A 12405-nucleotide genomic window follows, 5' to 3' on the forward strand; every position below is an offset into this window, starting at 1 on the left:
AGAGAAGGCCTCTATTATTCGATAACAACAAGTGGTTGGTCGAATTCAACTGGTTGACCATCTTCAACTAGGATTGCAGTTACCACGCCAGACTTGTCAGCTTCGATTTGGTTCATCATCTTCATTGCTTCAACGATACATAGTGTTTCGCCAGCTTTAACAGATTGACCTACTTCTACGAACGCTTTTGCGTCTGGGCTTGGAGAACGGTAGAAAGTACCTACCATTGGAGAAAGAACTTGGTGACCAGCTGGAACTGCTGGAGCCGCTTCAGCTGCTGGAGCAGGTGCTGCTGCCGGAGCCGCTGGAGCAGCAGCTACAGGTGCTGGCGCCGCTGCGTAATGAACAGGAGCAGGTGCTACAGCAGGGCCACTACGACTGATGCGTACCGATTCTTCACCTTCAGAGATCTCTAGCTCAGCAATGCCAGACTCTTCAACTAATTCGATAAGCTTCTTGATTTTACGGATATCCATCTTGTCTTTCTCTTTTATCTTGTGAATAAGACAGCCCTCAAGGGCTGCAGAGTGTATGTGTTACTTTGCCTGTAGCTTTTTAATCGCAGCAGACAGAGCGAATTCGTAGCCTTGTGCACCTAAGCCGCAGATCACGCCTTCTGCTTTATCAGAAAGGTAAGAGTGATGACGGAAAGGTTCACGGGCGTGTACATTTGAAAGATGCACTTCGATAAATGGGATCGCGACACCCAAAAGAGCATCACGCAGAGCGACACTCGTGTGAGTAAACGCTGCTGGATTAATAATGATAAAATCCACGTTGCCATAGGCTGCGTGGATCTTCTCGATCAGTTCGTACTCGCGATTCGATTGTAAATGCTCTAGTTCTACGCCAGCGTGCTGGGCTTGTACCGCGAGTGAATCGATAATCTGTGTCAGAGTCTGAGAACCGTAATGTGCTGGTTCACGAAGACCTAACAGGTTGAGATTAGGACCATTTAAGACAAGAATGCGTAATTTTGTTGTCATTGTGTCGCTATCTTCCTATTTCATGATACGAACTAAAATATTCCCATATTATCGCTGATTCAGCATGGTTTCTTTGTGAAATTTAGACTGAATCTTTGAAATAGACCAAGATTATAGCTAATTCAGCGCATTTAGCAGCAATTTACTGGTCTTATCACTTTTATTTTGTGAAAAAAGCGTACAAGAAATGGGAGCAAGGGCACAGTGTCGATCTCCCTGTCACCATTTTCATCGCTCGAAAACTACTCAAAGGTCAGAATTTGCTGATATTGATGAATATTTGCGCTAAGTAGAGTGTGAAGTAAGCGGTGCTCCACTATAGTGACGCGCAATATTGCCGCTTATCTTATCGCCACTTTTCCCAAACGGCTTAAAAGTTGAGTCAGGCACAATCCACGCTTTCTAATTTAGGTGCCTGTATATGAAGGTAGCGACCTTAATCACTATCGCTTCTCTCTCTGTGACTTGTTCAGCAATAGCCGCGAAACCTGCCGTGCAAGCTAATCATGAAAAACTGGCTGACGACCCGACCAAGGTGATTACCAAAACTGGTATCTCTTACGCCAACAACTATGACTTTGATGATGCTAATGTGTCATTTTCTGGCTCTTTAGCGTTAGACGCGGCGAGAAAAATCAACGTGCGCCTGAATGAAGACGCCAGTGAATGGCGTGTCGGCGGCTCTTGGTTGTTTCCAATCGGGATCCTAAATTTCAACTTTGGCAAGAATGAATACACCAATGGCGCCAATCAGACCAACTACAGCGTTGGGACCTTTATGCCACTCAGCTACTTTGGTATTGAGCCTGCAGGAATTCAGCTGTTTCCCATGGCGGGCTATACCTACAATGATGGTGAGTCTCCACGCTGTGCTAAAGGCTCAAAGTGCGACGATATTGCTTTCCAAGGAGTTCCGAGTGCAGAAAACGGTTTCTACATGGCGGAATCGGCTGGCAGTAGCGGCTATTTGGGTACATTTGGCTTGAAGTCGCTGACGCCAGAGTTGACGATGATGGGTTTTGCCGCGGCCACTTACGGTTCAGAAAACGATGAGGGAGAGAATTACAAAGGCTTCTTCGCCGGGTTAGGTGCAGGATACCTGGTGAACAAAAGCCATTCGTTTAATTTGATGACCTTTATGATGGATAACAACACCTATCTCGACGACCCAGATAAGCGTGTAATTGCTTCGTATACCTATCAATTTCACGGATAGAAAAACGCCCCTGACTTCAGGGGCGTTTGTTTGCTTAAACCAATTCTGCTTTTTCCGCGATGAGCTTATCAACTACGCTTGGATCTGCCAGCGTTGATGTATCACCTAGGTTGCTCGTATCGCCAGTGGCAATCTTACGTAGGATACGACGCATGATCTTGCCTGAACGTGTCTTCGGTAGAGAGTCTGTCCAGTGCAGTACGTCTGGCGTTGCGATTGGACCAATCTCTTTGCGCACCCAGTCTTTCACTTCTTTGTGCAGCTCAGCGGATGGGAACTCGCCATCGTTTAGCGTGATGTACGCGTAGATCGCTTGGCCTTTGATGTCATGTGGAATACCGACAATCGCCGCTTCCGCAATCTTATGGTGTGCAACCAGTGCTGATTCGATTTCTGCGGTACCCATACGGTGACCCGAAACGTTTAGTACGTCATCGACACGACCTGTGATCCAGTAGTAACCATCTTCATCACGACGAGCACCGTCACCAGTAAAGTACATGCCTTTAAAGGTTGAGAAGTAAGTTTGCTCGAAGCGGTCATGGTCGCCGTAAACTGTACGCATCTGACCAGGCCAAGAATCGAGAATAACCAAGTTGCCTTCGGTTGCGCCCTCAACAACGTTACCCATGTTGTCGACTAGAGCCGGCTGTACACCAAAGAATGGGCGAGTCGCTGAACCTGGTTTTAGGTCTGTCGCGCCTGGTAGTGGCGTGATTAGGATGCCGCCAGTTTCGGTTTGCCACCAAGTGTCAACGATAGGTGATTTCTCGTCACCGATGGTTTTGTAGTACCACTCCCAAGCTTCTGGGTTGATTGGCTCACCCACCGAGCCCATGATGCGTAGACTGTCACGAGACGTCCCTTCAATCGCTTCATTACCTTTTGCCATCAGCGCGCGAATCGCTGTTGGTGCTGTGTATAGAATGCTTACTTGGTGCTTGTCTACCACTTCGCTCATACGCGCTGTGGTTGGGTAAGTCGGTACGCCTTCAAACAGGATAGTTTTCGCGCCGTTAGATAGCGGACCGTAAACTAAGTAAGTGTGACCGGTAATCCAGCCCACGTCCGCGGTACACCAGAAGGTATCGCCTGGCTGGTAGTCGAAGACGTATTTAAACGTCATGGTCGCGTACACTAGGTAGCCACCTGTGGTGTGAAGTACGCCTTTAGGTTTGCCGGTTGAGCCTGAAGTGTAAAGAATGAACAGTGGGTCTTCTGCTTTCATCTCTTCTGGTGGGCAAACATCAGACACTTTTGCTGTTGCTTCGTGCCACCAAACGTCACGGTGTTCGTGCCATTCGATGTCGCCGCCAGTGCGTTTCAGTACTACTACTTTATTAATGGTTTTCACTTCTGGGTTCGTCAGTGCTTCGTCGACGTTTTTCTTCAGTGGCACTGCGCGGCCGCCACGAACGCCTTCGTCTGCAGTGATAACCACTTTTGCGTCTGAGTCGATAATACGACCCGATAGTGCTTCAGGTGAGAAACCACCAAATACCACAGTGTGAACCGCACCGATACGGGTACACGCCAGCATAGCGACTGCCGCTTCCGGAACCATTGGCATGTAAAGACACACAACGTCGCCTTTACGCACGCCTTGTTCTTTTAGTGCGTTTGAGAAACGACAGACTTCTTTGTGCAGTTCGTTAAACGTCAGTGTTTTATCGTCTGCTGGGTCATCACCTTCCCAGATGATGGCGACTTCGTCACCGCGCTCTGCTAGGTGGCGGTCGATACAGTTTTCAGAAACGTTGAGTGTGCCGTCTTCGAACCAGCGAATATCTACGTGGCCAGTATCAAAAGAGGTGCTTTTCACTTTAGTGAAAGGCTTAATCCAATCGACAATCTTTCCGTGCTCGCCCCAAAATGTTTCTGGGTCTTTCACCGATTGCTCGTACATCGCTAGGTAGGTGTCATTATCCGCATGCGTATTCGTTTTGATGTTTTCTTTTACCGGATAAATATGGGCTTCACTCATTGCTTTTCTCCTTGTGCCTAATTCCGTTGTTATGGGGTCGGAATTAGCAGTGTCCGTTTAAAACAACCGACGTTGTACAAAATCCCTATGCCTATAACTTTCAAGCACAGGGCTGGATTCGACAATTAGACTTTAGGATGAGAGGGAAGCTTCTGCTTAAAAATTAGATTGTTATGTTTGAAATTGAGAGTTAGATCAGCACTTATGCTAGCGGGTATAAGGCAGATTTAGACTAGGTAGATCACCTTTTGTCAGTCTAACGAACACCAAGGCGGCGGCGATCGCGTCTTGCAGAGCGTCGTGTTTGTTGCGGATAGGGATGTCGAGATGCTTGCAGATCGCGTCTAAGCTCAGGTCAAAATAGGCGTTGGGTAAGTGCTGCTCGAGTTTGTCATGGTAGATCTGACTGACTTCAATCAGCGGGTTGGGCAGCGGAAAACCTAAGTGACGACGACACGCTAAGTCGAGAATCTTCTTATCATAACGAATATGGTAGCCAACCAGAGGTCGGTTACCAGCAAACTCAAGCAACTGGATCAGTGCCTGCTTTTCATCGATGCCATCGATCAAATCCTGATGACGAATCTGGTGGATTTTGACTGAATTTGAGTCAAGCGATTGTGGCGCTCTCAACCTGACTTCAAACGGTTTACTGGTAATGATGCGGTTGTCGATGATTTTGGTCGCTGCGATGGTCACCAATTCAGCGCGATTCGGGTCAAGGCTGGTGGTCTCGCAGTCGAGAGAGACGTACTCATCCTTTTTCACCCCAGCAAATAATGCTTGGTAAGGTGAACCTTTGAGTTTATGGAACCAGTAAAGCCTTTGAATCCAGTTCATACTCGTGGCCTTAATCGCGGATCTGATAGTGGTAGCCGAGGAACTGCTTAAACTTCTTCACCACATGTAAGCTGTGACGAAGTAAGTCGCGTTCGGTGCGCTCCAATAGTTTCAGGTCGATTCGGTTGTGACTGTGTTGGTTAGCCAATTGCTGGGCGAGTCGCAGCTTAAAGAAAAGCTTGAGCGCTTCGCTTAAATTGTCCGCGGTATCGGGTTCTAAGATGCGTTTTTTACGCAGTAGCTCAATGCGTTCAAAGGTGTTGTTTTCATCAACGCCGTACTCTAGGGCGAGAGTGCGGATACCGTGCACGATTGGGAAGATGCCGCCACTTTTCAAATCCACGCCTTGCTTATCTTGTTTGACATTACCAAACAGCGTCAATGGCAGACTAAATTGCAGCGCAGGGCGACAAAAATCTTGTAGCGCCAGCATGTTGTTTAGCATGTGGCTGTAGAGATGTTGTCTGACTGGCTCGAGCAATTCTTTGTTGCCAGCCACGGCATGGGCGTCGGTGAAAATCGCCAAATCCATCACCTGTTCAGACGAGGTCGCTTTTGCCCAGTGGGTGATGGTTTTCTTCCAATCGGTTTGTGACTTGACCCATTTCGGGTTGTTGACCATCACGTTGCCCGGGCAGAGTGGATAGCCCAACTGCTGCAACGTATGGGTGAGTTGATTCATCACTTGCTCGCATTGGTGCCAGTGCAAACCATCTTTAATGATCAATGCGTTATCTTGGTCGGTCTTAAGAATTTGTTCGCCACGCCCTTCTGAGCCGAGCACGACTAAACAGCAGTGATCGTGCAGCGCGGGTGGCACGACTAATTCAAACGCTTTCTCGATGATCTGTTCGTTAACCGCTGAAATCAGTTCCATGATAAAGCGGGTACGAATACCGTTACTCAACAGGCTATCGACCAACTGACGCTGACGGTTAGAGGCTAATGCCAGCTCTTCGATGCTCGAGGCACGCGCAATACTCAAAGTGAGTACATGGGAATGTGTTGAGAAGGCGCTGAGGATTTGTGTCATGTCGAGCATGCCGACCGCTTGCTTGCCATCAGCGACCATCACGCGTTTCATGCGATTTCGCGTCATCTTTATCATCGCATTGAACAAGAAATCACCGTCTTCCACATGAATGACTGGGAAGGTTGCGATCTGACCGACAGGCGTATCGAGTGGGTGGTCATCCAGCATCACCGCATGAAGCATATTGGTTCGAGTGATAATGCCGTAGGGAAGCTCGTGGTGTTGGCTGAGCAGTCGCGGGTCATCGTCGTTTAACTTGACCAGTGCCGAGTCAATGCCGTTTTCTTTCAGCGTTCGAGTCACTTCATTCAATGGCTGATCAGGCTGAAGGATCATCGGTGGGTGGTAGATGTCGCTGTCCACTTTGGTTAGGATAAATTCGGCAAGGTTTTGCTGTTGCTGTGCCGCTTCGATTAGCTCTTGCCTTTTGGCGAGGTTGTTATCGAAGTACGTGGCGAACTGACCGTTCTCATTATAGAGTTCGAGGAAAACGTCTTTTGGCAGCAAGTAGGCGAGGGTATCTTCTAGCGCGACATAGTGGTGGCGGAGCTTGTCCTCAAACAAAGCGCGTACATCAAATAGATCGTCATTAGCGTAATGAGCAAAAATCTCACTGCCGTTTTCCGATCGCTCTTCCACCGCTCCCTTGATCAGAATATGTAGATACTTGGCCTCAGAGCCAGTCGACAAAATGGTTTCTTTACCTCTGAAGTAGGCGACGTCGAGTGAAGAACGCAGCTTTTTCTGCTGGCTTTCATCTAGGCGATCGAAAGGGGGAGAGTGCATGTTAAATTTATCAGGCATGAATCACCTACAAGTACAAAGAGACCATAGTGCTAGTGTGACAAATTCTTTGGGAAGTGCCAGACGACTTTGGTCGAACGGTTACCAAACACTGGATGCGTATCAATAGGGAAACATTGTGGTGAAGAATATTCCCTTTTTATGCAGCGTAAAAAAGTAGATACTAGGCGCGCTTTTTCATATGCATTCGAGGTTTTTATGCTTACCCCATCTCCTTATGGGTGGATTTCCCAGTATTTTGGCGGCTTTTTCTTTGCATACGGCGTTTATCTTCCGTTTTGGGCGTTATGGTTCGAAGAACAAGGCGTTTCGCCGACCGATATCGGTTTACTGGTGGGGATTGGTTTTGCTACGCGCTGCGTCGCGAACATGACGTTAACGCCTCGAATTCATAAAGTGGAACACCTGATGCCAGCACTACGTTGGTTGAGTTTCGCTGCTCTGGTGTTTGTGGCTTTCCACTTCTTTACTGGCGGCAGCTTTTGGTTAATGGCGATCGCGACCATTCTGTTTAACTTGTGTTGTGGGCCGATTGTGCCGCTTTCCGATGCCATGGCGAACTACTACGCACGTTTAAAAATGTTGGATTACGGCCGCACACGACTATGGGGTTCGATTGCGTTCATCGCAGGTTCTACCGTGGTGGGCTTTTTGGTCGCGAAATTCGGTTCTGACATGATCATCTATACCGCGCTGGCGGGTGTGTTTGCCTCGTTACTATTCAGTCTTCGCCGCACGACGCCAATGCCTGTGACCACCGAAGAAGAACACGCAGAGCGCCCTAAACTCTCTGAGTTATTGCGTGAATTGTCTGTCGTGAAGTTCTTGGTGTTGGTTGCGCTGATTCAAGGGAGCCACGCGGCGTACTACAGTTTTAGTTCGATTTACTGGAAAGAAGCGGGCTACTCAGAAGACATCATTGGTTACTTGTGGAGCTTGGGTGTGGTCGCTGAAGTGGCGGTGTTTGCTTTCAGTAAGCGTTTGTTTTCTGGCTGGACACTGCGCACTCTGTTTGTCGTTGCCTCTTTAGGTGTCGTAGCGCGTTGGGGCTTGACCGCTTCGACGACGGCACTCGTCGCATTGGTGATGATCCAACTGCTGCACGGCGTGACGTTTGCGATGGCGCACATTGCAGCGATCCAATACATCCAAAACTCAGAGCAGCGTAAGATGGTGGCGTTACAAGCGCTATACAACGCGATTCCTCTAGGCGCGTTTATTGCGTTAATGACTGCATTAAGTGGTTGGGGTTACGAGAACTGGGGCGCGAATGTGTTCTGGGCGATGGCCGCGATGGGCGTATTGGCGTTGTTTATTCGTGTTGAGCCTAAACGTCAGTCGAAAGAACAGGTTATGAAAGCTGAACCACAGAATTAAACCGAACGCATTGAGATAAGTGATTATCCTTAGTTAAATGAAGCCTCTCCAAATGGAGAGGCTTTTTTATGGACGCGACTCAAGATAAGGATATCTGATGCAAGGTTGGCTGGTAATCGTGGTGCTGCTGATGTACCTCGGGCTGCTGTTTCTCATCGCATGGCACGGCGACAAACACCCAAAATGGTTGGCGAAATGGCGTTCGTGGATTTATAGCCTGTCGATTGCGGTTTACTGTACCTCATGGACGTTTTACGGCACGGTCGGACAAGCGAGCGATAATCCTTGGTCTTTTTTGCCGATCTATCTTGCTCCGATTTTGGTCTTTACGTTTGGCTGGCGCATTCTCGCGCGCTTAATCATTACTGCCAAACGGGAACACATCACGTCGATCGCCGACTTTATTGCCGCGCGTTACGGTAAGTCACAAGGGTTGGCGGTGGTCGTTACGCTGATCGCGGTTGCGGGTATCTTGCCTTACATCGCTTTGCAGCTGCGCGGGATCACCATGGGCTTAGAAATCATCGCCCCAGACCTGTCGCAGAGTTTTGCCAATAACGGTTCAGATGTGTCGTGGTTTGTCGTTGGTGCACTGGCGGTGTTTACCATGCTGTTTGGTACGCGTCATATCGATAATACCGAGCACCACCGCGGCATGATGATGGCGATTGCGTTTGAATCCTTGATCAAGCTGGTCGCTTTTTTGGTTGTCGGCTGTTTTATCCTTTATCTCGCGCTGGGTAGCCGCGATATCGAGCTAGTCGAGATCGCCGCACAAACCTATGAATCTCCCAATTTACCCACGCTCGCGATTCACACCTTGTTGACCATGATGGCGATTGTCTGTCTGCCACGTCAATTCCATACCATGGTGGTGGAGAACGAACGCGCGCAAGACTTGCACACCGCACGTTGGCTATTTCCGATTTATCTGGTGTTGATGGGGATTTTTGTCCTTCCGATCGCGTGGGTGGGGCAAAGCCTACTCACCGACGTGAGCCCAGATACCTTTGTGATCAGCTTGCCGATGGCGGTCGGTGCGACCGATATTGCGTTGCTGGCGTTCTTAGGCGGCACATCGGCGGCGAGTGGCATGGTCATCGTTTCGACTATTGCGTTAGCGATCATGGTCTCGAACGACTTGGTGATGCCGCTTATCTTGCGCCGGATGCGTTTATCTCATCGTAACCATCGTCACTTTTCTGGTTTATTGCTGATCATTCGCCGCGCGCTGATCCTGTTGCTACTGTTTGGCGCTTGGGGTTTTTATCAAGCATTGGGCTCGATTCATTCGCTCTCGGCGATTGGCTTTTTATCTTTTGCCGCGATCACCCAGTTTGCGCCAGCGATTCTTGGCGGGATGTATTGGCGTCAAGGCAACCGCAAAGGCGCGTATGTCGGCTTGGCGTTCGGTTTTACCATCTGGTTGATTACCTTAATGAGCCAGACCGATATGCTGGCGGGCGATGCGAGCAACAACTTCCTGTTGTGGATTGTCACGCCGCCAGACTACTTAGAAGCGGCCGGTATCTCAGGTTCAGACTGGGGCATTGTGCTGAGTATTGTCGGTAACGCGATTTGTTATGTGCTGGTCTCTATGCTGACTCGAGCCAGCCTGAGTGAGCGCTTACAGTCGGCGTCATTTATTGGTACGCCGCTGCCAGAAAACGAAAACATGAGCCTGTACCAAAGCCGCGTGACCGTAGGTGAGTTGGAAATGCTGGCGTCTCGTTTTGTCGGCAGGCCACGAGTTCGCACTGCATTTAAGCAGTATTGGGCGCAGCAACACGAAACCATGATGCCAAACCAGCAGGCGCCGTCGACGTTAATTCGACATACCGAGCGCGTGTTGGCGGGTGTGTTTGGTGCCTCTTCGGCGAAGTTAGTGCTAACGTCGGCGCTGCAAGGGCGCAATATGCAGCTTGAAGAAGTGGCAACCATTGTCGACGAAGCATCGGAGCTGTACGACTTCAGCCGCGGCCTACTCCAAGGGGCGATTGAGCACATTGGCCAAGGTATCGCGGTAGTGGATAAACAGCTCAGGCTGGTGGCATGGAACCAACGTTATCTAGAACTGTTTACTTTCCCGACTGGATTGATTCAGGTCGGCCGTCCAATCGCCGATGTGATTCGTCACAACGCGCAGCAAGGCTTATGTGGGCTCGGTGACCCGGAAGACCATGTACGCCGTCGTATTTACCACTTAGAGCAAGGGACGCGCCATACCTCTTCTCGCGTTCGCCCAGACGGACGAGTGATCGAAGTGCAGGGTAACCCGATGCCAGGTGGTGGCTTCGTGATGAGTTTTACCGATATCACCGTGTTCCGTGAGGCGGAGCAGGCGTTGAAAGAGGCCAATGAAACGCTGGAAGAACGTGTACACGCGCGAACCGAAGAGCTGGAAAAGCTCAATAAGAAACTGGTGTCGGCGACCCAACGTTCAGAGCGCGAATCTCAGTCTAAATCTCGCTTCTTGGCCGCTGTCAGCCACGATTTAATGCAGCCACTCAATGCGGCACGCTTGTTTGCTTCGTCATTATCGGAAGTGGCAAAAGACGATGAAACCAAAAAGCTTTCGCACCATATCGAAAGTGCGCTTGGCGCCGCAGAAGACCTTATCGGTGATTTGCTGGATATCTCGCGTCTCGAGTCAGGTAAGTTGGACGTCAACATTCATAGCTTTGAAGTCAATGATGTCTTGTCGAACCTTAATGCCGAGTTTAGTGCATTAGCCAAGCAGCAAGGTGTGCAGTTTGAAATGGTGCCGAGTAGCTTGATCGTCCAGTCTGACCCGAAACTGCTGCGTCGCGTGGTGCAAAACTTCCTGACCAATGCGTTTCGTTATAACCCGAACGGCAAAGTGGTGTTGGGTGTTCGTCGGGTGAGAGGGCAGGTACGCATCGAAGTGTGGGATAACGGTACTGGCATTGATGAAGATAAGCAGCAAGAGATTTTTGAAGAGTTCACCCGAGGCAGCCAAGTACGCTCCGATCAGGGGCTCGGGCTTGGTTTGGCGATCTCTAAAGGAATTGCGAATGTCTTAGGGCATCAAATCTCGATGCGATCTTGGCCGGGAGATGGCAGTGTCTTCTCAATTACCCTTGAACGCAGCTCAGAAGCGCAGGCTAAGCCGCAAGTCGAGTCAGCAAGCGCGGCATCTGACTTAAGCCATTTGCGTGTGCTGTGCGTTGATAACGAACCGGATATTTTGGTCGGGATGGAAAACCTACTGGCGCGTTGGGGCTGCGATGTGCGTACCGCGACCGATATTATCGGCAGTTTGAAATCCATCGATGAAGAGTGGCTACCGGATGTGATTTTATCTGACTATCGTTTGGATAACGGACGTACGGGATTAGAAGTGCTGCAACAATGTCGCTTAAGGCTCGGTGATAGCTTTAAAGGTGTCATTATCAGCGCTGACCGTACCAACGACATGATGGCGGGGATCACTTCCAACGGCTTTAGCTTTATTCCTAAGCCCGTTAAACCGCTTAAGCTTAGAGCGATTCTCAACGGGTTATAGCCAGTATCAGAGAAATAAAAAAGCCTGCATTGTGCAGGCTTTTTTCATTTGACTGTCGCGCCTTAAATAAGGTTGTATCACTGCTCAGTAAACAGCGTTTCGTACTTCACAAATGCGGTTTGTGTTTCACCGTAGTAAAGCGTGCCATTGGATTGAATCGCAACACGCAACCAGCTTTCAGGTGAGCTTGGTGTTGGTAAGCTGATGTACCAGTTTTTACCTTCACTCCCTGCTGCCGTCATATCGAGCGGTTTGCCAGTTTTGTCTTGGTCGTCAACCAAAGAGAGTTTTACTCCCTCAAGAGCAAAGTCAGATTCTAGAGATAATTCTAGCGCTGACTTTGTGAGGTTTTTAGAGCGAAACAGCACTTTAAACTCACCGTTCTCCATGCCACACAAACCGCTGGTGTAACGACAGTTGGACTTGGACACGAGCTTGTAGGTTTCACCTTCTTGTGCAGCATGCGGCTTTTCACTTATCGCCATGTCAGTACCGAAGTAAGCGATGATAGATAAGATGGGTGCTATGAGTAGGGCGATGATTAAGTGCTTGTTTTTAAACATTTGGGCTTCCTTGCTACAACGTTATTTGGCCTAAATTACCTCAATCAAGGGTAATAAAAAAGCCCCCTGACGGGTA

The 12405-nt window shown here is 49.3% G+C and carries 9 protein-coding genes; 3 read left to right on the forward strand and 6 right to left on the reverse strand.

The window, feature by feature from the left end; genetic code table 11:
- Window positions 1-14: 14 nt before the first annotated feature.
- Window positions 15-476, reverse strand: coding sequence for an acetyl-CoA carboxylase biotin carboxyl carrier protein (accB, locus tag AKJ31_RS15700; protein WP_053410050.1), 462 nt, complete (start codon window positions 474-476; stop codon window positions 15-17).
- Between the two features lie 60 nt (window positions 477-536).
- Window positions 537-986 (reverse strand): type II 3-dehydroquinate dehydratase, encoded by a 450-nt coding sequence (gene aroQ / locus AKJ31_RS15705; RefSeq protein ID WP_053410051.1) that lies wholly within the window; start codon window positions 984-986, stop codon window positions 537-539.
- Window positions 987-1407: 421 nt separating this feature from the next.
- On the opposite strand from aroQ, the gene AKJ31_RS15710 reads away from it, so the two are divergent.
- Complete coding sequence (locus AKJ31_RS15710) at window positions 1408-2202, forward strand: hypothetical protein (protein ID WP_053410052.1); 795 nt, start codon at window positions 1408-1410, stop codon at window positions 2200-2202.
- Window positions 2203-2236: 34 nt separating this feature from the next.
- Here AKJ31_RS15710 and acs read toward each other — a convergent pair whose 3' ends face one another.
- The 3 genes from acs to AKJ31_RS15725 all read right to left on the reverse strand — a co-directional run bounded on the left by acs (window position 2237) and on the right by AKJ31_RS15725 (window position 6863).
- Window positions 2237-4186: an acetate--CoA ligase gene (gene acs, locus AKJ31_RS15715; protein ID WP_053410053.1), complete on the reverse strand. Its 1950-nt coding sequence runs from the start codon at window positions 4184-4186 to the stop codon at window positions 2237-2239.
- A gap of 207 nt (window positions 4187-4393) precedes the next feature.
- The gene (locus tag AKJ31_RS15720; RefSeq protein ID WP_053410054.1) at window positions 4394-5026 is read right to left on the reverse strand and encodes a 3'-5' exonuclease; all 633 of its coding nucleotides are present in this window, start codon (window positions 5024-5026) and stop codon (window positions 4394-4396) included.
- Window positions 5027-5036: 10 nt separating this feature from the next.
- On the reverse strand, window positions 5037-6863 hold the full coding sequence (locus AKJ31_RS15725) for a DUF294 nucleotidyltransferase-like domain-containing protein (protein ID WP_053410055.1): 1827 nt from the start codon (window positions 6861-6863) through the stop codon (window positions 5037-5039).
- 198 nt (window positions 6864-7061) lie between these two features.
- On the opposite strand from AKJ31_RS15725, the gene AKJ31_RS15730 reads away from it, so the two are divergent.
- Together AKJ31_RS15730 and AKJ31_RS15735 are read left to right on the forward strand one after the other, a co-directional pair.
- On the forward strand, window positions 7062-8240 hold the full coding sequence (locus AKJ31_RS15730) for a 3-phenylpropionate MFS transporter (RefSeq protein WP_053410131.1): 1179 nt from the start codon (window positions 7062-7064) through the stop codon (window positions 8238-8240).
- A 97-nt stretch (window positions 8241-8337) separates the two neighbouring features.
- A complete protein-coding gene (locus tag AKJ31_RS15735; RefSeq protein ID WP_053410056.1) occupies window positions 8338-11766 on the forward strand; it encodes a hybrid sensor histidine kinase/response regulator in 3429 nt (1142 codons plus the stop codon).
- Between the two features lie 77 nt (window positions 11767-11843).
- Here AKJ31_RS15735 and AKJ31_RS15740 read toward each other — a convergent pair whose 3' ends face one another.
- On the reverse strand, window positions 11844-12329 hold the full coding sequence (locus AKJ31_RS15740; protein ID WP_053410057.1) for a hypothetical protein: 486 nt from the start codon (window positions 12327-12329) through the stop codon (window positions 11844-11846).
- Window positions 12330-12405: the final 76 nt, after the last annotated feature.

Origin of the sequence: Vibrio hepatarius, from assembly GCF_001274785.1 — a bacterium.
Taxonomy (GTDB): domain Bacteria; phylum Pseudomonadota; class Gammaproteobacteria; order Enterobacterales; family Vibrionaceae; genus Vibrio; species Vibrio hepatarius.

Excerpts from the sequence above, each read along its gene's own strand:
- accB (WP_053410050.1), bottom strand. The coding sequence starts at position 476 with ATGGATATCCGTAAAATCAAGAAGCTTATCGAATTAGTTGAAGAGTCT.
- aroQ (WP_053410051.1), bottom strand. The coding sequence starts at position 986 with ATGACAACAAAATTACGCATTCTTGTCTTAAATGGTCCTAATCTCAAC.
- AKJ31_RS15710 (WP_053410052.1), top strand. The coding sequence starts at position 1,408 with ATGAAGGTAGCGACCTTAATCACTATCGCTTCTCTCTCTGTGACTTGT.
- acs (WP_053410053.1), bottom strand. The coding sequence starts at position 4,186 with ATGAGTGAAGCCCATATTTATCCGGTAAAAGAAAACATCAAAACGAAT.
- AKJ31_RS15720 (WP_053410054.1), bottom strand. The coding sequence starts at position 5,026 with ATGAACTGGATTCAAAGGCTTTACTGGTTCCATAAACTCAAAGGTTCA.
- AKJ31_RS15725 (WP_053410055.1), bottom strand. The coding sequence starts at position 6,863 with ATGCCTGATAAATTTAACATGCACTCTCCCCCTTTCGATCGCCTAGAT.
- AKJ31_RS15730 (WP_053410131.1), top strand. The coding sequence starts at position 7,062 with ATGCTTACCCCATCTCCTTATGGGTGGATTTCCCAGTATTTTGGCGGC.
- AKJ31_RS15735 (WP_053410056.1), top strand. The coding sequence starts at position 8,338 with ATGCAAGGTTGGCTGGTAATCGTGGTGCTGCTGATGTACCTCGGGCTG.
- AKJ31_RS15740 (WP_053410057.1), bottom strand. The coding sequence starts at position 12,329 with ATGTTTAAAAACAAGCACTTAATCATCGCCCTACTCATAGCACCCATC.